The 23,168-nt window shown below is 40.8% G+C and carries 20 protein-coding genes; 17 read left to right on the top strand and 3 right to left on the bottom strand.

The window, feature by feature from the left end; genetic code table 11:
* Positions 1 to 6: 6 nt before the first annotated feature.
* Complete coding sequence (locus QWZ08_RS17985; protein WP_290338901.1) at positions 7 to 1,335, bottom strand: DEAD/DEAH box helicase; 1,329 nt, start codon at positions 1,333 to 1,335, stop codon at positions 7 to 9.
* A gap of 229 nt (positions 1,336 to 1,564) precedes the next feature.
* On the opposite strand from QWZ08_RS17985, the gene QWZ08_RS17980 reads away from it, so the two are divergent.
* The 15 genes from QWZ08_RS17980 (at position 1,565) to QWZ08_RS17910 (ending at position 18,306) form a co-directional block, all read left to right on the top strand.
* Complete coding sequence (locus QWZ08_RS17980; RefSeq protein WP_290338900.1) at positions 1,565 to 2,173, top strand: pseudouridine synthase; 609 nt, start codon at positions 1,565 to 1,567, stop codon at positions 2,171 to 2,173.
* Between the two features lie 44 nt (positions 2,174 to 2,217).
* Complete coding sequence (locus QWZ08_RS17975; RefSeq protein WP_290338899.1) at positions 2,218 to 2,952, top strand: class I SAM-dependent methyltransferase; 735 nt, start codon at positions 2,218 to 2,220, stop codon at positions 2,950 to 2,952.
* A 182-nt stretch (positions 2,953 to 3,134) separates the two neighbouring features.
* Positions 3,135 to 4,112 carry a PhoH family protein gene (locus QWZ08_RS17970; RefSeq protein WP_290338898.1) on the top strand — a complete coding sequence of 326 codons (978 nt, stop codon included), beginning with the start codon at positions 3,135 to 3,137 and terminating at the stop codon, positions 4,110 to 4,112.
* Positions 4,113 to 4,255: 143 nt separating this feature from the next.
* Positions 4,256 to 4,669: a nuclear transport factor 2 family protein gene (locus QWZ08_RS17965; RefSeq protein ID WP_290338897.1), complete on the top strand. Its 414-nt coding sequence runs from the start codon at positions 4,256 to 4,258 to the stop codon at positions 4,667 to 4,669.
* 122 nt (positions 4,670 to 4,791) lie between these two features.
* On the top strand, positions 4,792 to 5,340 hold the full coding sequence (locus QWZ08_RS17960; protein ID WP_290338896.1) for an inorganic diphosphatase: 549 nt from the start codon (positions 4,792 to 4,794) through the stop codon (positions 5,338 to 5,340).
* Positions 5,341 to 5,360: 20 nt separating this feature from the next.
* Positions 5,361 to 5,777: a sulfite exporter TauE/SafE family protein gene (locus tag QWZ08_RS17955; RefSeq protein WP_290338895.1), complete on the top strand. Its 417-nt coding sequence runs from the start codon at positions 5,361 to 5,363 to the stop codon at positions 5,775 to 5,777.
* Between the two features lie 234 nt (positions 5,778 to 6,011).
* Positions 6,012 to 7,445 carry a tRNA (N6-isopentenyl adenosine(37)-C2)-methylthiotransferase MiaB gene (miaB, locus tag QWZ08_RS17950; RefSeq protein ID WP_290338894.1) on the top strand — a complete coding sequence of 478 codons (1,434 nt, stop codon included), beginning with the start codon at positions 6,012 to 6,014 and terminating at the stop codon, positions 7,443 to 7,445.
* Between the two features lie 118 nt (positions 7,446 to 7,563).
* Positions 7,564 to 8,802: a sigma-54 interaction domain-containing protein gene (locus QWZ08_RS17945; RefSeq protein ID WP_290338893.1), complete on the top strand. Its 1,239-nt coding sequence runs from the start codon at positions 7,564 to 7,566 to the stop codon at positions 8,800 to 8,802.
* Positions 8,803 to 8,898: 96 nt separating this feature from the next.
* Positions 8,899 to 9,459, top strand: a complete 561-nt coding sequence (lptE, locus tag QWZ08_RS17940; protein WP_290338892.1) for an LPS assembly lipoprotein LptE — start codon at positions 8,899 to 8,901, stop codon at positions 9,457 to 9,459.
* Between the two features lie 43 nt (positions 9,460 to 9,502).
* Complete coding sequence (locus QWZ08_RS17935) at positions 9,503 to 10,804, top strand: hypothetical protein (RefSeq protein ID WP_290338891.1); 1,302 nt, start codon at positions 9,503 to 9,505, stop codon at positions 10,802 to 10,804.
* 55 nt (positions 10,805 to 10,859) lie between these two features.
* Entirely contained in the window at positions 10,860 to 11,213 is a 354-nt protein-coding gene (gene secG / locus QWZ08_RS17930) for a preprotein translocase subunit SecG (protein ID WP_290338890.1), read from the top strand.
* A gap of 83 nt (positions 11,214 to 11,296) precedes the next feature.
* The gene (mltG, locus tag QWZ08_RS17925) at positions 11,297 to 12,343 is read left to right on the top strand and encodes an endolytic transglycosylase MltG (protein WP_290338889.1); all 1,047 of its coding nucleotides are present in this window, start codon (positions 11,297 to 11,299) and stop codon (positions 12,341 to 12,343) included.
* 80 nt (positions 12,344 to 12,423) lie between these two features.
* Positions 12,424 to 13,392 (top strand): YihY/virulence factor BrkB family protein, encoded by a 969-nt coding sequence (locus tag QWZ08_RS17920; protein WP_290338888.1) that lies wholly within the window; start codon positions 12,424 to 12,426, stop codon positions 13,390 to 13,392.
* Between the two features lie 198 nt (positions 13,393 to 13,590).
* Positions 13,591 to 14,982, top strand: a complete 1,392-nt coding sequence (gene lpdA, locus QWZ08_RS17915; RefSeq protein WP_290338887.1) for a dihydrolipoyl dehydrogenase — start codon at positions 13,591 to 13,593, stop codon at positions 14,980 to 14,982.
* Positions 14,983 to 15,150: 168 nt separating this feature from the next.
* Positions 15,151 to 18,306: a T9SS type A sorting domain-containing protein gene (locus QWZ08_RS17910; protein ID WP_290338886.1), complete on the top strand. Its 3,156-nt coding sequence runs from the start codon at positions 15,151 to 15,153 to the stop codon at positions 18,304 to 18,306.
* 86 nt (positions 18,307 to 18,392) lie between these two features.
* Here the strand turns inward: QWZ08_RS17910 and QWZ08_RS17905 are convergent, their stop codons facing one another.
* Together QWZ08_RS17905 and dacB are read right to left on the bottom strand one after the other, a co-directional pair.
* Positions 18,393 to 18,821, bottom strand: coding sequence for a DUF6526 family protein (locus tag QWZ08_RS17905; RefSeq protein WP_290338885.1), 429 nt, complete (start codon positions 18,819 to 18,821; stop codon positions 18,393 to 18,395).
* A 91-nt stretch (positions 18,822 to 18,912) separates the two neighbouring features.
* On the bottom strand, positions 18,913 to 20,331 hold the full coding sequence (gene dacB / locus QWZ08_RS17900; RefSeq protein WP_290338884.1) for a D-alanyl-D-alanine carboxypeptidase/D-alanyl-D-alanine endopeptidase: 1,419 nt from the start codon (positions 20,329 to 20,331) through the stop codon (positions 18,913 to 18,915).
* Between the two features lie 43 nt (positions 20,332 to 20,374).
* On the opposite strand from dacB, the gene QWZ08_RS17895 reads away from it, so the two are divergent.
* Entirely contained in the window at positions 20,375 to 21,631 is a 1,257-nt protein-coding gene (locus QWZ08_RS17895) for a CinA family nicotinamide mononucleotide deamidase-related protein (protein ID WP_290338883.1), read from the top strand.
* Positions 21,632 to 21,811: 180 nt separating this feature from the next.
* Positions 21,812 to 23,167: a dihydrolipoamide acetyltransferase family protein gene (locus QWZ08_RS17890; RefSeq protein WP_290338882.1), complete on the top strand. Its 1,356-nt coding sequence runs from the start codon at positions 21,812 to 21,814 to the stop codon at positions 23,165 to 23,167.
* Position 23,168: the final 1 nt, after the last annotated feature.

Genomic DNA, 23,168 nt, shown 5'->3' with positions numbered 1-23,168 from the left:
AAACCATTACTTTTTCTGTCCGCGGCTGATTGGTTTACCATACTTTTTCATCATCCGGTCTTTTTTCCTCACAATAAAATTTACCTTTTTATTTTTGGCTGATTTCTCATGAAAGCTGGGGCCTGCAGCGTCTTTGGCAGGTGTTTTTAATTGGATGATTTTCATGAAAACCTTTGGCTTTTCGTCTTCCGTCAAAACATCCGATATGATCAATTCTGCAGGCAGGTCAGCAACAGGTATTGTGTATTTCATCAATGCTTCAACGGCAGCCTGGTTGGGTTTTTCAGCTTCTGTAACAAATGTTACTGCAATGCCTTTTTTATCTGCACGCCCTGTACGGCCTATGCGGTGAATATAATTTTCCGGTACTTCCGGCATATCGAAATTAATAACGTGCGTTACCTCCGAAATGTCGATTCCCCTGGCAACAATATCCGTAGCAATTATAAAGCGATAGTTACCTTCCTGGAATTGTTTTACCGTGTTAAAGCGGTGATTCTGTTCTTTATTGGAATGTATCACGCCCGCAGTTCCGGGATATTTGGCTTCCAGCTGTTCATACAATTCATCCGCCAGTTTTTTTGTTGCCACAAACACCAGCACTTTACTCATCTCAGTATTGGTTGCCAGCAATAATTCCAGCAGGTTAACCTTGGTATAGAAATTAGGGACGTTATAAATGGTCTGCACAATATTCTCCAGCGGTGTGCCCGTTGGCGCAGCCTCTACCCTTACCGGGTTGTTAAAATAGGTGCTCATCAACTGTTCAACTTCTTCTGTAATGGTGGCAGAAAACATGAGGTTTTGCCTTCTTACGGGTAACAGGTCCAGTATATTTTTTAACTGTGTTCTAAAGCCAAGGTTCAGCATTTCATCCACTTCGTCAATTACCAGGTGCCGGATGGATTTTGTTTTAAAAGCACCATTCATTGCAAGATCATACAGTCGTCCCGGCGTAGCCACCAATACGTCCAGGCCTTTCTCAACCTCCGCTTTTTGGGTATTGATATTTACGCCCCCATATACGCCCACTGCAACAAGGCTGGTGTACTTGCTTAATGCTTTTACAGCTTCTACTACCTGCGCTACCAGTTCCCTTGTAGGAACAATAATCAGTATCTGCGGATTTTTATCTTTTGTAAATTTCCATTGCCGCAGACAGGGTAACAAATAAGCAAAGGTTTTACCTGTGCCAGTTTGAGCAATACCACACACATCTGCACCAGACATAACAACGGAAAAAACCTTGCGTTGAATAGTGGTGGGATTGGTATAGCCAAGGTCATCCAACGCACTTAACAACGGCGTATTTAAATTTAAATCATCAAAAGTCATATTGCTAAAATTGGCTGCAAAGGTAATGGTAATAAGCCGTAAAACCCTTACCAATACTACATTTGAACATCAAGCTGTAATTGAATATAAAACCTTGTTCATTAAGGACAAAGCCAATTTTTAACTGGTAAGTCATGCTGCTTTTTCTGAATGTACAAGACTTAAAATATTTTTATCCCGAATAATTAAATGAAATTGCAGCTGTACAGATCACCATTTTTTCTTTATTATGATGCCGGAAGCACATCGTTATTTTATCATCAACAAGCCGTACAACATGGTATCGCAGTTTGTTAGTCCTGACAAAGTTGGTTTGTTAAAAGATGTGCCATTTGCCTTTCCCGAAGGCATTCATGCAGTTGGAAGGCTGGACAATGACTCGGAAGGATTATTGATTTTAACTACCAATAAAAAAGTAACCAAACTGTTATTTGAAAGCAAAGTACCCCATAAGCGAACGTACCTGGTGCAGGTTAGAAATATTGTAACACCGGAAAAATTATTGTTGCTGCAAACCGGCGTAACTATACGAATTAAAGGCGGGGAATATTATACAACTGGGGCCTGCGATGTGCAACTGGTAGACAAACCGGCCAATTTATTTGGCCGGGCAGATGAATTTAAGGAGGGATTGCCCAACTCGTGGCTACTGATAACCCTTACAGAAGGCAAGTATCACCAGGTAAGAAAAATGACGGCTGCTGTAAAGCATCGCTGCAAACGTTTAATCCGTTTATCCATTGAAGATTTGGCGTTGGGTAATCTTCAACCCGGCGAAGTAAAAGAGCTTGAAGAACAAGATTTTTTTAAGCAATTAAAAATAGACTGGCATCGGTAAATGTATTGGCATTGTTTTTATTCTGACTAACATGAATAGTTTACATGAAAGATAATTTTTCCACTCGGTCAGCTTTGTATGCGACCTTCAGGCCCTCCTACCCGGATGAACTATATGACTTTCTTTTACCGCTTGTTGCGTCAAAACAAAATGCCTGGGATTGCGGAACTGGCAATGGACAGGTGGCAAAAATCCTGTCCCATTATTTTACAAACGTCTATGCTACTGATATCAGTAACGAGCAAATTGATCATGCGATTAAGCAAAACAATATTTTTTATTCAGTAGCAGAAGCTGAAAAAGCAAAATTTGACGATGCTTTTTTTGATATGATAACCGTTGCCCAGGCTATTCATTGGTTTGATTTTGATGCTTTTTATAATGAAGTAAAAAGAACATTAAAACCAGGTGGTTTACTGGCAGTAATGGGCTATGGCCTGCTGAAAATTAACGATGAGGTTGATAAAATAATTAATCACTTTTATACTGAAATCATTGGTAAATACTGGGATAAAGAAAGGAAGTATGTTGATGAAAATTATACTACCATTCCTTTTCCATTTAAAGAGATTAATTGCCCGGCATTTAAAATAATATTTGAATGGACACTGGAGGAACTGACCGGCTATCTTACAACCTGGTCTGCCGTTCAGCATTATATAAAAGCAAACAAAAGTAATCCGGTAGAAATTATTTCTCCGCAACTGGCCGGTTTGTTTCCATCAAAACAAAAAATAAATGGTCACTTTACCGTTTTGTTAAGGGCGGGCTTCAGGTAATTGCAATAGGCATAATTACTGTAGTAAAACATAGATGACAGCATTATTAATTTTTATTTTTTTAACAATGTGTGAATAACTAAACGGCGGCTTTGTCAGTTGCAATTCAGTAAATTTGAATAACCAGTAAAGCATTAAAAGTACCAGGCAATTTCATTCGAAAACTTAAAACCAACAGTACATTGACAGACACTATCATCAACCTCGAGTCAGTTAACCCGATTGAATTTTTTGGTGTTAACAATGGTAAGCTCGACATTCTGAAAAAGAAATTTCCCCTTTTAAAAATTTTAAGCAGAGGCACACAAGTAAAACTGAGCGGGGCTCCCGAGCAAATTGTAGATGCCAAAGAAAAAATCAACCTCATTGTTCAATACATTGAACAGAACGGCCACATGAGTGAAAATTATTTTGAACAGATTTTAGGCGGTGATGATCAGCAGGTGGTAGACAACTTTATTGATCGTAACCCCAATGATGTATTGGTATTTGGCCCCAACGGTAAAACCGTAAGAGCACGTACCGCCAATCAAAAAAGAATGGTTTCAGCGGTTGACAAAAACGATATTGTTTTTGCAATCGGGCCGGCGGGCACGGGTAAAACTTATACCGCGGTGGCGTTGGCAGTGAGAGCTTTAAAAAACAAAACGGTTAAAAAAATTATTTTAACAAGACCCGCAGTTGAAGCCGGCGAAAATCTTGGATTTTTACCGGGCGATCTGAAGGAAAAAATTGATCCGTATCTGCGGCCTTTATACGATGCGCTGGACGATATGATACCTGCTGATAAACTAGGTTATTATATGACCACACGCACGATAGAAATAGCGCCCCTGGCGTATATGCGAGGCCGCACACTTGACAATGCTTTCATCATTTTAGATGAAGCCCAGAATACAAATGATGGACAATTAAAAATGTTTTTAACCCGTATCGGTGCTAATGCAAAAGCAATTATCACCGGGGATCCCACACAGGTTGATCTGCCAAAAAACATGCGTAGCGGTATTGAAAAAGCCTTGCGCATTTTGAAAAACGTAGATGGTATAGCACATATAGAACTGGATGAAGAAGATGTCGTACGCCATAAACTGGTAAAGGCAATCATTAAAGCATATGACAAAGACAAAGAATTTGACATGGCCAATGAACGCAGGTAAAGCAATTATTTTTTTTGAAAGAGGTAGCCATCAACTACCTCTTTTTTATTACCTGCACAATTTTTACCTGGCTTATCTTCAGAGGTGCCAAGTAAGATCTGCTTTTTTAGCTTGCATATTATAAAGATGGTTTACCTTTAATTATGAAAATAAAATCGTTCATTATTTTTCTGGTTATTGCCGCATGCGCCTCCTGCAATAACAGCAGGACTGTTCCTAACACCGACATTGATGTTGCCAGGGCTTTCATAAAAGATGTGCTGGACAATAATTTTGCAGAAGCTAAATCGCTGGTGCTGGATGAAGATATAAACAATCAATATTTTGATTTGTCACGCAAAAATTTTGAAGGGAAAAATAAAGAAGAGCTGAAAAAATACAAAGAGTCTGACATAATCATTAATGAGCTCAAAAATGTAAATGACTCGGTGACCATTGTCAATTACTCAAACAGCTACAAAAAGGATATACGCAACGAGATAAAGGTGGTAAAAGTAAATGGCAAATGGCTTGTTGATTTAAAACATACTTTTCAGGAAGAACCAAAAGAAAAATAATATTACTATCAGATAATCCTTTCAACAGCAACCCTGATAGTAGTTTATTCATTCTATTCCAGGTATTCGCTTTAATGGATTTGCAATTTTAATTATTCTGTAACAACCCAAAAAAATTATTTATGTACGTATTACACCCATGGCATGGTGCCAGTTACGGCGACAAAACTCCCGAAATCGTTAATGCTTTAATTGAAATTCCACAAGGCTCCAGGGCAAAATATGAAATTGACAAAGCTACCGGTTTGCTGATACTGGACAGGGTAATCCACTCCTCTTTTCATTATCCTATTAATTATGGTTTTATTCCTCAAACGCTCGGCGATGACCATGATCCTTTAGATATCCTGGTGATGTGCAGCGAAAGTATTCAGCCACTTTGCCTGGTTGAAGCAACAGTAATTGGTAACATGCAGATGATTGACAATGGCGAAAGAGATGATAAAATAATTGCCGTGGCTACAAACGACCCTACAGTTAATCATTTTACCAGTGTGAAAGATTTACCAACCCACTTCATTGCCGTACTTAAAAATTATTTTGAACAATATAAAGTGCTGGAAAATAAGGTGGTTGAAATTGATGAGTTCCAGGATAAAAAGGCGGCTTATGAAGTAATTACCCATGCCATTGCTTTTTATACAAGAACCTATCCCAATCATGGCAAATAATGATTAACAAAAAAAATACCATGGATCTACAAACATTGGGTATTCTAATACTGATAGGTATTCTGGCTGGTATGCTCGGAGGTATGGTTGGCGTGGGCGGCGGGATTATCATTGTTCCGGCTTTGGTTTTCTTTCTTGGTTTTTCACAAAAAATGGCACAGGGAACTTCACTCGGCATACTTCTTTTACCGGTAGGTTTGCTGGGTGTTATACAATATTACAAACAGGGCTATGTTGATTTAAAAATCGTTATGATCATTTCAGCTGGTTTTTTCGTGGGTAGCCTGCTGGGTAGCAAACTAGCACTCAGTATATCCCAGGAAACCATGAAAAAAATATTTGCGGTTATACTGATCTTGGTTGCTGTTAAAATGCTTTTTTTTGAAAAGCCTGTTTCAACAACTCATTCTGCACTGGAAATAAAAAATAAGCCCTGAATAAAATTTGCAAATCAACATCACTACAAAGCAGCTTCTTCCGGGAAGCTGTTTTTATTAGGTCATGCTGCTCTGCCACCATGTGCTCAGGCAAAGGCGACCGGCTGGTGTGACATTGGCTAAATGACCATTCGCATTTTTGGCCGGTCTCAAATAGATTATTTCTTTTAAACTGCTATGTCAGATTGGCATATTTAACTGGTAATTACTTATTTTTGCACCCTAATTTTAATAATGGATACACTGTTAAATATCAATACAAAAGAGCACGACGAGAAAAGACAGGGAGAAGCTTTCGCCCCTTTTGTGTCAGATGGTAATGAATATAAAAAATTATTTTACATAGAAAGCTATGGCTGTGCCATGAATTTTGCCGATAGTGAAGTGGTTGCTTCTATTTTACATAAAAATGGTTTTGGTGCGACGCTGCAATTCGAAAACGCTGACCTCATCCTGGTAAATACTTGCTCTATCCGTGAAAAGGCGGAAGCAACTGTGCGTAAACGGCTGACTGAATTTCGTAAATTAAAAAAAGCCAATCCCGGACTAATTGTGGGTGTTTTGGGATGCATGGCAGAGCGGCTGAAAGAAAAGTTTATTGAACAAGAAAAACTTGTTGACCTTGTTGTAGGCCCCGATGCATACCGAAGTTTACCATCACTGATTGAAGAAGCGGAAACCGGTCAGAAAGCCGTAAATGTTTTATTGAGCAGGGACGAAACCTATGCCGATATTGCGCCTGTGCGTTTAAATAGTAACGGCGTGAATGCTTTTGTAAGCATTATGCGTGGCTGCAATAATATGTGTTCGTTTTGCGTGGTACCCTTTACAAGGGGAAGAGAGAGAAGCCGGGAAGCCGGGTCTGTAATTGCAGAATGCAAAAGCCTTTTTGAGGATGGATACAGGGAAGTGACTTTGCTTGGACAAAATGTTGACAGCTACCACTGGGTGGGCGATGAAAGCGGGGGCGGTTATGAAGAACCGGTAACATTTGCCAACTTGCTGGAACAAGTGGCTTTGATTTCCCCCCTGCTCCGTGTTCGGTTTTCTACTTCTCATCCAAAAGACATTACGGACGAAGTGCTGTTTACCATGGCCAGGTATGATAACATCTGCAATTATATTCATTTGCCGGTACAAAGCGGAAGCAGCAGAATATTACAGCTGATGAACAGGACTTACACAAGAGAATGGTACGTTGCCAGGGTTAACCGGATAAGAGAGATTTTGCCGGATGCCGGATTATCTACTGATATGATCACCGGGTTTTGTACAGAAACTGAAGAAGACCATCAGCAGTCACTGAGCCTGATGGAATATTGTAAGTATGACCTGGCCTATATGTACTTTTACAGCCAGCGGCCCGGAACCCTTGCCGCCAGGAGATTTGAAGATGATGTTCCTGAAGAAGTAAAAAAAAGAAGGTTACAGGAAATGGTTGAACTGCACCGGAGAAACACATTGTTAAGCATGCAGCGGGACGTTGGCAAAACTTTTAAAGTGCTCATAGAAGGCTTTTCAAAAAAAACACCCGAAGAATTACAGGGAAGAAATGACCAGAATAAAGTGGTGGTTTTTCCAAAAGAAAATTTTAAAAAAGGTGAGTATGTGTCAGTTAAAATCACCGCTTGCACGGCTGGTACATTAATTGGTACCGCTGTGATATAGAACACTTTTCACTAGTAAGAAATTTTCACAACGTTAATTTTTTAACCCGTGGTAAAATCATTTTAATAACGGTTGCCGCTTTGCGGATACAAAAATGCTGTTGCATTGATAACTATTTATGGATTTACAATCAATTAAAAATCGCTTCGCTATTATCGGAAACTCTCCTGCCCTTAACCATGCACTCAATATTGCAGCCCAGGTGGCCAATACGGATCTAAGCGTACTAATCAACGGAGAAAGTGGTGTTGGTAAAGAAGTGTTTTCGCAGATCATTCATGCATTAAGTGCCAGAAAACACAACCCGTTTATTGCCGTGAACTGCGGCGCTATTCCGGAGGGTACCATCGATAGCGAATTGTTTGGCCATGAAAAAGGTTCGTTTACCGGAGCAGTGGATAGCCGCAAAGGCTATTTTGAAACTGTAAACGGCGGTACCATTTTTTTGGATGAAATTGGCGAATTACCATTGGGTACGCAAGCCAGGCTATTGCGTGTATTGGAAGCCGGAGAATACATTAGGGTGGGCAGCAGTAAAGTACAAAAAACAGATGTAAGGGTAATTGCGGCTACCAATAAAGAACTGATAGAATTTACTCAAACCGGGCGGTTCAGAGAAGATCTGTATTACCGTTTAAATACAGTCCCCATCAGAGTCCCATCGTTAAGAGACAGAAAGGAGGATATCCCATTATTATTCAGAAAATTTGCTGCTGATTTTTCTGACCGGTACAAAGGTGCGCCGATCCAACTGGAGGAAGATGCCAAAAATTTATTAATGAATTATCCCTGGCCAGGCAATGTAAGAGAACTGAAAAATATTGCCGAACAGATATCCGTGTTATCGAAAGAAAAAAATATTACGGCAAAAGAATTGCAAAACTTTTTACCAGACCATAATTACAATCGTTTACCAGTTTTAGCCGGTGGTAAATCTGCCGTAAGTCAGCAGGAATTTGCCAATGAACGGGAAATATTGTACAAGTTGTTTTTCGACATGAAAAAAGATGTAAACGAACTGAAGAAGATGTTTTTTGACCTGCTGCAAAATCCCGGTCTTACTTCACATATGCCCATGTACAACAATACAGATAACTCGTTGCCTGAAATAAAACACGGTGGCGCACCGGGTAATTATCCATCTTCCAACATGCCTGTTTTTATTAATCAAAATGGCAATGAAATACACCAGCATGAGCAGGTGGAAGAATCACTAAGCATTATGGATAAAGAAAAAGAACTGATTATTAAAGCGTTGAAAAAACACAAAGGTAAACGCAAGGATGCCTCATCCGACCTGGGTATAAGTGAAAGAACCCTTTACCGGAAGCTGAAAGAATACGATATAGAAGAATAATAGAGTGGAATTTAGCAGAGACTAATTGGCAAAAAGTACACCCGCGCCGGTTATTTTTAACATCAACAGATAAATAAAAACAGGTTAATTTGCAATATGAGGCAACCATTATTTTTAAACAAAACAAGTAGACAAAGCAACTGGTTTAGCCGGATTGGTTTGATAATAGCCAGTTTTTTTACAATAACCATTTTCAGTTTTAACACCTGTAAATATTCGTTTAAAGATACCTCTCCTATACCACCGGAGATTAAGACCTTTCGTGTTAACTACCTTGAAAATAAGGCCAGGTACGTCAACACGCAGTTAAGTCCTCAGCTAACGGAAAAATTAAAAGATAAAATCAGGAGCAATACCAGACTTCGCCAAGTTAATGAAGACAGCGCCCATTACGACATCAGTGGTTATGTTTCTGATTACAGTGTAAGTACAAGTGGTATTTCAGGTACTACAGCAAGCAGCAACAGGTTGTCTGTTACATTTCACCTTATCTTTAAAAATAATTTAGATCTTTCTAAAAATTTTGAAGCTGATATATCCACCAACTATGATTTCAGTGCGTCTCAAAACCTGCCTCAGGCTGAGTCTACACTAACTCCGGATATTATTAAAAACACCATTGACGGTATCTTTAATAAAATCTTTTCCAACTGGTAAAAGACCGCCTGATAACAATTTATAAAAAAAACAGTTGTAAAATATGCAGACTACCGATCAGCTTTTTGAATCTATATTTAAAAGAAACTTTCGTTCGGTTGATACAGAAGCTTTTCTTACTGCGCTTACAAAAGAGTGCCCGTATTTTACTGTAGCCCAATTTTATTTATTAAAGCAGCTGCCCACAAACAGCAGGGATTTCGCCAGCCAGGCGGCCAAAACTGCACTTCTTTTCAATAATCCTTTTTGGCTCAATTATCAATTAACCAGTGATGAGCAAACAACTTTGCAACCTGAAAAAGCAAGTGAAAACAAGGACGTTGATATTGAAGCCACAAAAAACATGGTATTGGGCCCTGTTACAGAACCAGGAGAAAATTCTATTGAACAGGCGGCATTGGAACACACGCCAATTGTCGGCGACAGTTATAAGGAGAACACCGGCAATGAAACAGCAGTCGAAAATCCAGGTTTACCGACTGATAATTTGTATGCTAAAAAAAACAAACCGGAAGACTTGCAAACTCCGGAACTTAGCCTGGCAATGCCGGTAAAAACGGATGAAGCATTCAGTGTTGCAGCGTTACCGGTTACTGAAAATAGAAAGGAAGAAGAACAGGATTTTAATTACGCCCAGGATGCTTCGCTGCAGACGGGGCAAGTTGAAAAAGACAGCCAATATCAAGTTCGTGAGGAACAGACACTTACTGGTGATGTTCACTTGTCAACTGGACAAGTTGATGACGATGCAAAGACAGCAGTAAACGACAACCTTTATAAATCCGGATTCCCAGACGAAAGCAATGCAACCCATACGAACATAGAAGAAACAGAAACTCCGGTTGCTCTATCAATCGTCAATGCAGAAGACAGAGATGATGACGATATAATTAATGACACGGACAATACCTTTGAAAAAGACATGCAACCGATGACTTTAAATTTAACTTTTGATGCAAAGGCCACCACTACTGAAGACACTATTTCTTACCAGCCACTGCATACATCTGATTATTTTGCAAGCCTGGGTATTAAACTCAATGAAAATGGGATACCTGTTGATAGGCTTGGCAAACAGCTAAAAAGTTTTACAGACTGGCTGAAAGTAATGAAAAAAATACATCCCGATCATCTGCCCCAAACGGACGAACTGACGGAACAGACCATCCAGGAAATAGCGGAAAAATCGAACAAAAAAGGAGACGTGGTAACAGAAGCCATGGCTGATGTGTTAATACAGCAGGGCAAGCTGAATAAGGCCATTGAACTTTACCAAAAATTAAGTTTGCTCAATCCTTCCAAAAGCGCTTACTTTGCAGCCAAAATTGACAATATCAAACGATAGGTCAGTGAGAGAAGAAAAACAATTTGAAAAATCATTTTAATTAAAGCATACTACTATGTTAATTGTATTTGGAATTTTAATCATCCTGTCTTCAGTGATTTTAGGATTAATTGTATTGGTTCAAAATCCTAAAGGCGGAGGTTTATCCGGCAGTTTGGGCGGTTTCAGCAACCAGTTAATGGGAGTTAAACAAACTACCGATGTATTGGAAAAAGGTACCTGGGTTTTTGCGGCAGTTGTTGCAATTCTTTGTGTAATGTCTCCGGTGTTTATCCCTTCCGCCAGTGGTACTTCATCTAAAAATGACGAACTGATAAAGAATGCACCGGCGACTGCGCCATCAACCAACCAAACCAATACGGTTCCGATGACTGCTCCTGCGGCTGCAGATACAACAAAAAAACCATAAAATATTTTCAAAAATATTTGAACCCCGTCTGTTTATGACGGGGTTTTTATTTTACTTTGATTATCCAATGAAACAGGATTATTATGACCTCCCGCAAAAAAAACTTCTCACTCAGCCTTGCCATAATTTTTTTGATTGCCATCTTATTGGGCTGGCGAATATTTGGCAGCAACACCAATTTTACAGAAAATAAAAAAAGTTTTTACATCAAAACAGGCAGTAGTTTTAATAGTGTTATTACGCAGCTGGAAGAGCAAAAAATTCTTAAAAACCCAGGCACATTTAAATTGATTGCACACCAGCTTAAATATGATCAAAACGTAAAAGCCGGCCGCTATGTAATTGAAAACGGTGCCAGTATTTTTAACGTGATAAAAATCTTAAAGGCAGGAAGGCAAACGCCGGTAAATTTAATCATTACAAAACTGCGTACCAAAGAAGACCTTGCACAAAAAATAGGTAACAATTTTGAATGTGATTCCATCGCTGTAATCAGTCTGCTAAACAACAATGATTCGTTATTGCAATATGGGCTGGATACCAATACCGCGATGACTGCTGTGATACCAAATACCTACGCGATATTATGGAATACATCTGCCAATAAAATTTTTAAAAAACTAATTACCGAACACGAAAAATTCTGGACGGCAGAAAGAAAAAAGAAAGCTGACGCATTGCATCTGTCAGCAACACAAGTGTATACTTTGGCCAGCATTGTGGAAGAGGAAAGCAATAAAGATGAAGATAAGGGAAAGATTGCGAGTGTGTATCTGAACAGGTTGCGAACAGGCATGCGGTTGTCGGCAGACCCAACGGTAATATTTGCTCTAAAAGACTTTTCGATTAAACGCGTTTATAAAAAATATACTGAATTTCCTTCTCCTTTTAACACTTACCTCAACAGCGGCTTACCACCAGGGCCCGTTTGCACACCATCCATTAAAACGATCGATGCAGTGCTGAATGCACCTGCTACCAATTACCTGTATTTTGTTGCACAACCGAATTTAACCGGCTACTCCAACTTTGCCACTACCTATGAAGAGCATCTGGCGTTTGCAAAACAATACCAGCAATGGCTTACAGGATATTTAAAAGCAAAAGAAGATGCAGACAGTGCAAAGTGATTTGATTTTTTAGCAGCTTAATCAGTAGTTTTGATTGCATCAAACGCTTTTCTCATAAAATATTAACAAGGTTCAACAGTTTGAATAAGTTAGAACGCATTATAATTACAAAAACACCAGTCGGCTATTTTTTTCAAAAGAGTAAAAAATGGCATCTGCCAGGTTTTGAAGGTGTGCCATTGTATGACGTAATTGTGTTTTTCTACAAACAGGTAAAAACGGTCGGACTTACCGAAAGAGCTTCTGCGGTGGCCTACAATTTTATAATGGCCATTCCCCCTTCCTTTTTATTTTTATTTACACTGATACCAAGCTTGCCTTTTATATCCAAAAAAAGTATTAAGCTGCAGTTACATGGATTAATTACAGATGTAATTCCACTAAAAGTACACAATGAAAACCTGATAAAATTTGTAGACAGCTTTATTGATGGTTCAAAAATTGGTCTCATCTCTTTTGGTTTTATTACTGCTTTGTATTTTGCCTCCAATGCAATGATGGGTATCATGCGCTCTTTCAATAAAAATTATATTGGCTTTGCAAAAAGAAAAGGTTTACATAACCGGTGGATGGCAATTAAACTGACGATGTTGTTGTTTCTGGTGGTACTTGGCAGCCTGCTCATGCTGATAACACAAGGAGCTGTTTTAAAATGGATGGGTATACAAAGTGAAACCATCCGCAACATCATTTATTATGTAAGATGGATTTTTATTGTGGCGATGATTTTTTATTCAATGGCTTTTATTTACAAATACGCACCGGCAGTTCAAAAGCGCTGGAAACTGGTAAGCCCTGGCGCTATACTGGCCACATCACTGAGTATACTTGCTTCTGTTGGCTTTTCTTATTTTGTAAATAATTTTGGGCGGTACAATGCCCTGTACGGTTCTATCGGAACCATCATCGTTTTAATGGCACTCATCTACATTAACTCACTCGTACTGATGATTGGTTTTGAATTGAACGTAAGTATCAAAAGCCTTAAGTCTATTGCAGAACAAAGAGAGAAGGAAGAGAAAAATAAAAAACCCGTACCGGGCACTTGATATTGCTGGTTGATAAGCCACATTATCTGCAAAAATTATCATCCTAATACAGGTTAGTAAGCTAAAAAGCAGGCCATCTTGTAACGATAAATTATCCATTTGGCTAATCCCCTATTTCAGATTATTTTTGCTGCGCTAATCGTTCAGACGATTATCTGTTGTTATCAATAAATTCAATCAATAAACAAATAATTAAGTATGGCATACGATGTAATTGTGTTAGGCAGCGGCCCTGGTGGATACCCGGCAGCAATCAGGGCAAGTCAGTTGGGTAAAAAGGTTGCTATAGTTGAAAAAGAAAGCCTCGGTGGCATATGCCTTAACTGGGGTTGTATTCCAACCAAAGCATTGTTGAAAAGCGCCAACGTTTATGAGTATGCCAAACATGCCGCAACATACGGAATCAAGGTAGATAATCCGGGGCATGATTTTGATGCGGTAATTAAACGCAGCCGTGGTGTGGCCGATAAGATGAGCAAAGGTGTTCAGTTCTTAATGAAAAAGAACAAGATTGATGTAGTAATGGGCTACGGTAAACTGGTAGCGCCAACAAAATTAGAAGTAACTGCTGCGGATGGTACCAAACAAATTTTAGAAGCTAAGAATATTGTAATTGCAACAGGTGGCAGAGCCCGTCAGTTACCCAGCATGCCGATTGATGGTAAAAAAATAATTGGTTACAGGGAAGCAATGGTATTGCCATCTCCGCAACCAAAAAGCATGATCATTTGCGGCAGCGGAGCTATCGGAAGTGAGTTCGCGTATTTCTATAACACGATGGGGACAAAAGTTACGATCGTTGAGTTTATGCCACGCATTGTGCCGGTAGAAGATGAAGATGTGAGCAAAGAACTGGAAAAGCAATTTAAAAAGCAGGGCATTGAAATAATGACCAACAGCGAAGTATTGAGTGTGGATACCAGCGGGGAAGGAATTAAAGCAAAGGTAAAAACGCCCAACGGCGAAGTTGAATTAAGTGCTGATATTTTATTAAGTGCTGTAGGTGTTATCGCCAACCTTGAAAACATTGGTTTGGAAGAACTGGGTATCAAAACTGAAAAAGGAAAGATTGTACGGGATGTAAACGGTCTTACCAATATTCCTGGCGTGTATGCTATTGGTGATTGTACACCAGGCCAGGCATTGGCACACGTTGCAACCAAAGAAGGCATCAGTGTAGCAGAGCATATTGCAGGTCATCATCCAGAACCAATGGATTACAACAATATTCCTGGTTGTACTTATTGCTCTCCGGAAATAGCTTCAGTTGGCTACACAGAAAAAGCAGCAAAAGATGCCGGCTTCGAAATTAAGGTAGGTAAGTTTCCATTTATGGCAAGTGGCAAAGCAAGTGCTGCCGGTGCTACAGAGGGCTTTGTAAAAGTTATTTACGACGCAAAATACGGTGAATTTTTAGGTTGCCATATGATAGGAATGAATGTTACCGAAATGATCGCCGAAGTGGTAGTAGCACGAAAACTGGAAACAACCGGCCATGAAATATTGAATGCTGTTCATCCGCACCCGACCATGAGTGAGGCGCTGAAAGAGGCGACAGCAATGGCTTATGGCGAAGCGACTGATATTTAATAAATCAACCGGTTTAATAAAATATAGTATAAAAAAAAGACTGTGAATTTTCACGGTCTTTTTTTATGGATCAAATAATTAATATAAATCATTACTGCTTTTATAGTAAGGTGACTACATCGCCTTAGTATTATTTTTCTTTCTTTTGTTTATCCCAATTTAATATTCATGAAAAATTTATTGTTTAATATTTCACTCTGCTGTCTTTTGACGGCTTCCAATTTATTCGCCCAAACGCCTGGTATAATCGTGCGACCCGCAGGCAGCAATGGCCCTGCGGTTTTAGATCCCAATGCCGACGCCTATACATCGAAAACAACTGCAGGTTTTGGCACGGATGATATCTTAAACAGCGAAATCCCTTATAAAATAGTTCCACCGGTAATAGCTGAACCAACCGGTGATCTTTTAAGGGGACCGGATGGAAAATACAGCGATATTGTAAAAACAGTCGACGGCAGCGGGTTCTACCTTTTCAATGATGGAACCAATCTGCTGTGCAGAATCAGGATGGGAGGCATTGTGAGTGGCTCCAAAGGCTACAGCCTTTTGCTTGATACAGACAATAAATTTGGAAATACCGGGGCTACAGCAGATCCTAATTATGTGCCCGCAACTACTGGTGTAAACGGCAATCCCGGATTTGAACTGGAGATTGTGTTTGAATCTAATTTCAGAATAGCCGTTTACAATGTAGACGGGACAAGCACTCCTGTACTGGTCACCTTCTATCCCATCAATGCCAACTCGCAGATTTCTGTTGCAGCCAGCACTGACGGTGGAGATGCAGACTATTTTTATGATTTCTATGTACCATTTTCCGTGCTGGGTATTTCAGCATCAACTCCCATCAGGGTTTCAGCAACAACGGTGATGTCGCCACAAGCTGCCATCGGCGGTCCAAAGTCAGATATTTATGGCATTGCAGGAAACGATTACATGACGCAGTGGACCACGGCCATTTCCTCTCAACCCTCCTTTACATTCAATAGTTTAAGCAGCGGCGGATCTGGTTTGGGTGCGATTTGTACAGATGCACCTGTTTTAAACGGACCAGTTACACCGTCAGCAACTACAGTAACAGGTACCTGGACAAAAGGAACATCATCCCCTCTTTCTACGGCAACGATTACTTTATACAAAGGTGTCACTGCAATTGGTACCACTACGGTTTCTTCTGGAGCTACCTGGTCCATCAGTGTTTCTGGCCTTGCCAACGCAGATGTAATCACTGCCAAATCCCAGGCATCCGGCGAATCAATGTGTCTGTCAAGTAATGCTGTTACGGTTAGTGTGTGCAACTCATCCAACATACCTGCTACTCCATTACTCAGTTGTACAAGCGGCAGTAAAGGGGTTGGTGGAACCAACTTCGCAACTGGATGGACAATACATGTTGATAATATCACGAGAAGCACCGCTGAAAACAGTGTTGCCAATACAGGTGGATTCTTCGGTGCAAATACCGGCACCAGTCCAAACATTACCTGGCAATATTCAGGCGGTTGCAGTTCAGGTTCCCCCTTAACTTCAGGTTCTTACAAAATTTATTATACAGATAATACCACGGGATGTAACTCTCAGCCAGCCTATTTTTGTGCGGCTGGTAATGGAGGAAATGCGCTCGGCGGCTCACTGGCTGTACCAACCATTACATCTCCGTCTAATGGTGTGTACACGCCGGCTACAACTTCTATCACAGGTTCAATAACAACTGGTGCAACCCTTACCTTATACATTAATGGTATTGTTGCAAAAACTACCACAGCAGCTGCCGGAACATTTACTTTTTCTGGTCTTACATTTTTAACCGGTCAGCAGTTTTATATCGTGTGTGAATTAAATTCAGGAACTGTAGGTACCAGTTATTGCGCCAGTCAAACAGCCCCTGCAACAATTACCTGTTTTACCAGTGCGCCTGTGATAACTACCAGCAGCAGCAACCAGCTTACTACGGGTGTTGCCATTACCGGTACTGCTGCGGAACCCACCGGCACAATAATAAAAGTATATACATCAGCCAATACACTTGTTGCTACCACAACTGTTCAGTCAAACGGCACATGGTCAACCACGAACGCTGGCACCACTCCTGCTGCTTACACAGCTGTGGCTGCCACAAGCTATTATGCAAATGCCCAAAATGGCAGCTGCGGACTGAGTAATAATTCAGCAACAATAGCAACTGTAAGCGCTACCAGTTCCGCACGTTGCGGAACTATCACAGGCCCGGTAACAGAATCCGCAACTTCAGTTTCCGGTACGTTGAGCGGCACAACCTTAGCCGGAACAGTGGTTACTTTATATGCCGATGGAAACTCAGTAGGAACCTATACCACAGCCAATAATGCATGGGGGCCAATTACGGTAAATACTACAATAAACAACAACGTATATGCGGGAGCTACCTTAACGATCGGTATTGCCGAGCCTTCTAAAAATGAGGTCATTTGCGTTACCCAGTTAACCGTAACCTGCACCACCCCTACGGCTCCCGCAGCAAGCCCTGTAAGCACTACCATCGCTGTGGGACAAACGGTTACTTATACCATTGCTTCATCTCAATCCGGGATATTATACTCACTCAGGGATAATGCAGATGCGATTGACATAGGAGAATCTAAATTTGGAACAGGGGGAACAATAACACTTGTATCAAATCCTTTTAACACCGCGGGCACCATTCCTGTAAATGCAAAAGCTACTTCGTTCTCTGGTGCCAATTGTTTAAGTCTGTCTGCTGCGTCAGTTATTGTAACTACACCGTTACCAGTTAGCCTTGTTAATTTTCAGGGCAGGTATAACAACCAATCGGCGATCCTTTCATGGATTACGGCATCTGAAATAAATCTGAAAAACTTTGAATTGCAAAAAAGCTATACCGGCAACCAGTTTAGTGCCATAGCCACTATAGCATCCTCCGGCAACACTCAGCTTACTCATAATTATGGCTTTACCGATGCTTCCATTCATTCAAATGTTGTTTACTACCGGCTTAAAATGGTGGATAATGACAATGTTACTGCCAGGTACAGTAAAGTGATCGTATTGCATGCAGACAAAGGAATTATGGTGAACAATATCAGCCCAAATCCCTTTGCCTCAACAATAAAAATAAATGTCAATGCAGCTAAAGAGGCAAAGCTTGATATTTCACTAAATGATTTATCCGGCAGAAGAATTAAGACGATCCATTACATTGCAAAAGAAGGTGTCAATAACATTACTATGTCTGGCCTTTCCGGCCTTGCCAAAGGCGCCTATATTGTTGAACTCAATTCAGCAAATGAAAATATCAGCAGGCAAATGCTGATTAAGCAATAGCCAGGAATGATTGATCCGGCTTTAAACAAATAGCGGCTACCCGAAGTTTCGGAAAGCCGCTATTTGTATGTTTTACCCTATTTGAATTAAGCACGGCGGTAATCTCCCTTCCAATTTTGTATCGCCATTTTAATTGCTTTTGCAGACAGGTTTTCGTCTACCGCTCTTTTTGATAAGGCTACATATTCATCATCGCCTGCAAAACGCAGTGCAATTATTTGCGGAACAGTGAGACGGCTGTCTTGCGGTTGCCCGGTAGCAATGTAATGCCTGAAATTTTCTTCTGCACTGATGGCCCTGTCCTGTACTTTCAGTGCAGAGAGCCTGGCAATAAAAGCGAGTAAGAGCGTCGCGAAAGACAGTGCTACCAGTAATGAAGCTGAATAAAAATTGCCGGGAACAGAATGTACCAGGTTTACAATTGAGCCGATAAAAACAAATAACAAGAGAGGAACTGTAACAAAGTGAAAAGCAGGAACCAGCTGCGTATGATTTTTGTAATTTTGTGTGGACATGTAAATTAGTTTAGCAACGAAATACCGGTTTTCATTTCAATAAAAAAAATAAACCTTTTCCTTAACCTGTATTAGCTCTATTTCGCTGCTATCATTTCATCATATCCAGTAGCCTCCAAATTTTTTCTCTTACTGTTCCTGGATTACCATCAAAATTATTTACTATAAAAGCAAAAGTGTACTCTCTGCCATTGCTACTTTTTATATAGCCGGTATAACTTCTTACCCCACTGATGTAACCATCTTTCATTCTAATTCCATTTGCCTCCGGCAATGCATTGTAAAAGGATGCGAACCATTTTTGCTGTCTTGCAAACTGCATTACAGTTACCAAAGCTTGTGTGGTAACGCGGCTGGCTGGCGAAAGACCGCTGCCATCCAGGATGTTGATGGCGGAAGTTTCAATACCTTTTTTGCTCCAGAAATCCTTGATTATTTTAATGCCGTCTTCGGTTGAAACGTTTTCGCTTTTAGACAAGGCAATAGTTTTTACAAGGGCCTCTCCAAACAGGTTTACACTTTTTTTCAGAAACCAGTGGTTGATAGAATCCAGTGGCGGTGACAGGATTGAGTCCATTGGCAAGCCTGTTGAAATATCCAATGGGCGGTTAGCGATTAACCTTTCAGAATAGGTTTGGTTATTACCACCAACAGCTATCCCGCCCGCTCTTAACCGATCAGCCAACACCTTCAGAAAAACTGCCGGCGGATTGGGTAACGAACCGGAAATAGTGAACCCATTTGCAGACGCCGGCAGTGTTCCCTTCGCAATAATATTTTTTGCAAAAGGTGCCGAAAAAAGGTACCCATTATCACCACTGCCCCTGGCTCCTGTTGTAATAAAATTGCTGAATTGATACATTGTCAAAACGCATGGCGGCACTGTAGCAATAATATTGGTGGAATCGCCTTCCTTTGCACCCGTTTTAAAACTAACATCAAACTGATTTTCACGCCAGTTCAATCCCCATGCACCCGCCCCGTAATAATTGCCGATATCTTCCCAAACCCAGCCACGGGGCACAGCGTCTGTTGTAAATAAATGATCATCTGCCACCAGGCTTCCAGCAATGCTTTGTATATTGTTTTTTTGCAGTACGGCTGTTATTTTTTTAATCACTCCATCTTCCGATGTGCCCGTCCAGCGTGAACTTCCCAGCGTAGGATCTCCGCCGCCGGCAATATACAGATCGCCCTGTAATGCGCCGTCCGTTATCGGTTTATTGCGGGTCAGGTATGTCTTGTACCTGTAATCATGTCCCAATAATTCAAATGCCGTTACGCTGGTGATTACCTTCTGGCAACTGGCCGGGGCAAGTCCAATTTGTGCATTGTTATCAAAAATCAATTTCCCTGTCTTGGCGTCTACTACGTACATAGCTATAACTGCATGTTTAAATTGTTCGTCGCCCTGCAAATTTTTTATACCGGCAGCCAGTTGAATTGATATATTTTGCGCAGGCAAAACAAACGGCAGCAGGCAGCAAATAAATAAACAACCTTTTTTCATACATGAATTATCTTGCGGTAAAATTAACCCTTTTACCAGGAGTATGACACAGGCAAGCATCATAACAATAGGTGACGAATTATTAATAGGACAGGTAATTGACACCAATAGCGCATGGATGGCGCAAAAATTAAATCTTGCAGGTATTAAAGTGCTGCGGCGTGTAGCCGTGGGCGATACCTGGGATGAAATATGGAAAGCGCTGGATGAAGAAAGTAAACATGCAGACATCATTCTTATTACGGGGGGCCTTGGCCCAACAGCTGATGATATTACGAAGCCTTTGCTCACCAAATATTTCAACGGCAAGCCGGTAACGGATGAAGGAGCTTTGCAGAATGTAAAAGATATTTTTCAGCGGGTGCTTAACCGGCCCATGATTGAAAGCAATTTAAAGCAGGCAGAAGTACCCGACACCTGCACGGTAATACAAAACAAAAGGGGAACAGCCCCGGGTATGTGGTTTGAAAGAGAAGGAAAAGTATATGTGAGCATGCCGGGCGTACCCAACGAAATGAAGGGTATGATGGAAGATGATGTGATTCCAAAACTAAGCACACATTTTATTTTCCCGCACATAACGCACCGCACTTTACTAACGGCTGGTATTGGCGAATCTTTTTTATCGGAACATATCAGCATTTTTGAAAGCAGTTTACCGGAACATATCAAACTGGCTTACCTGCCCAACTATGGCATGGTACGGCTTAGGCTTACCTCCGTCGGGTTCGATCATATTGCCATCGAAAAAGAAATACAGGATTATTTTGAGACACTTCAGCAGCAGGTAAAAGACTGGCTGGTTACCAACCTGGACGAGCCCATGGAAAAAGTGACCGGCAAATTACTGGCAGCAAAAAGCAAAACCATGTGTACCGCTGAAAGCTGCACAGGTGGTTATATTGCGCATTTAATCACTTCCATTCCGGGCTCCTCTGCGTTCTATGATGGCAGTGTCGTGAGCTACTCCTACAAAGCCAAAGAAGATCTGCTCAACGTGTCCAAAGAAACATTGGCAACAAAAGGAGCGGTAAGCGAAGAAGTTGTAATTGAAATGGCAAAAGGTGCTTTAAGTACCATACAATCTGACTATGTGATTGCGGTATCCGGCATCATGGGGCCTGACGGTGGTTTACCCGATAAGCCCGTAGGCACGGTATGGATTGCAGTAGGCAACAAAAATAAAATAGAAGCGCATAAATTATATTTCCGGTTCGACAGGGAGCGAAATACCCAGTTAACCGCCACCAATGCACTCAATTTGCTGAGAAAATTTATACTTGCCGATACAGCACTTTAACCAGCAGTGCATTACACAGAAATAATTATCTTTGACGCTTAAAACAGTGATTGCCGTATTGCAGGATGTTGGTTACAGTTTTTGTCCGGGCATTTGCTTTTCAATTGATCATCGTTGCATCGCCCTCTTGTACCATATACCGGTTGGCATCATTCAGTTCAAATCTTTAATATAAATAGCATGGCACTAGTAGATTTAATAATGCCCAAATTAGGTGAAAGCATCATAGAAGCTACTATTTTGAAATGGCATAAAAAGCCAGGCGATCCCATTAATGAAGATGAAGCCGTGCTGGATATTGCCACCGATAAAGTGGATAGTGAAGTGCCCTCTACAACTGCCGGCGTACTGGAAGAAATATTATTCAATGAAAATGATGTGGTGCCAGTTGGTGCCGTTATTGCTAAAATAAGAGTTGGCGCCGGATCGGCCGTAACACATACCCCATCGGCTTCGCCGGATGTACAACCTGAATATGAAGAAGCTAAGTTAATAGAAGAAGTCCCTTACCAGCCAACACAATTTGTGGTGAATGCATCGCAACCCGGAAGCAAATCTGTTATAAAATTCTATTCTCCTCTTGTACTGAACATTGCCCAACAGGAAGGTGTATCCATGGCCGAACTGGAAACAATTGAAGGTACCGGCCAGGACGGAAGGGTAAGCAAAAAAGATATTTTGGCGCATGTGGCAGCAAAAGCATCCGGCAGCTACCAGGCGCCCATTGCCAGTACAATTACTCATGAACCGGCGACACAAATTGAACCTGCAAAAAATCAGCTGGCTGTAAGCAATGGCAGCCAGGTAATGAGTTCCGGCTACACGGGCAATGTAGAAATAATTGAGATGGATCGTATGCGGAAGATGATTGCCAAGCACATGATTGACAGTCAGAATACCAGTGCCCATGTAACCAGCTTTGCTGAGTGTGACGTAACCAACCTTGTTTTATGGCGGGAAAAAGTGAAAAAAGATTTTGAAAAAAGAGAGGGTGAACGGATCACTTTTACACCGTTGTTTATTGAAGCTATTGTAAAGAGCATCAAAAAATATCCGCTGCTCAGCAGCTCTGTTGAGGGCGATAAAATCATTATAAAAAAAGATTTAAACATTGGTATGGCTACTGCCCTACCCAATGGCAACCTGATTGTACCTGTCATTAAAAATGCAGATCAGTTAAATCTAACCGGTTTAACCAAACAGGTAAACAACCTGGCCAATGCTGCAAGAACAGGCAAATTAAAACCCGACGATACCAATGGCGGCACATTTACTTTAACCAATGTAGGCAGTTTTGGCAGCATCATGGGCACGCCCATCATCAACCAGCCGCAGGTGGCTATTATGGCTGTTGGTGCTATTAAAAAAAGGCCCATGGTAATAGAAACACCCCAGGGCGACAGCATCGCTATACGTCATATGATGTATATTTCCTTAAGCTATGATCACCGTATTATTGACGGTGCATTGGGCTCTACGTTTCTTAATACTGTTTCAAAAGAATTGGAAAATTTTGATGGCAACAGGAGCATTTAGG

It is taken from the genome of Ferruginibacter paludis (assembly GCF_030409685.1).
GTDB lineage: Bacteria > Bacteroidota > Bacteroidia > Chitinophagales > Chitinophagaceae > Ferruginibacter > Ferruginibacter paludis.
This window is presented reverse-complemented; position numbering and strand designations above follow the sequence as displayed.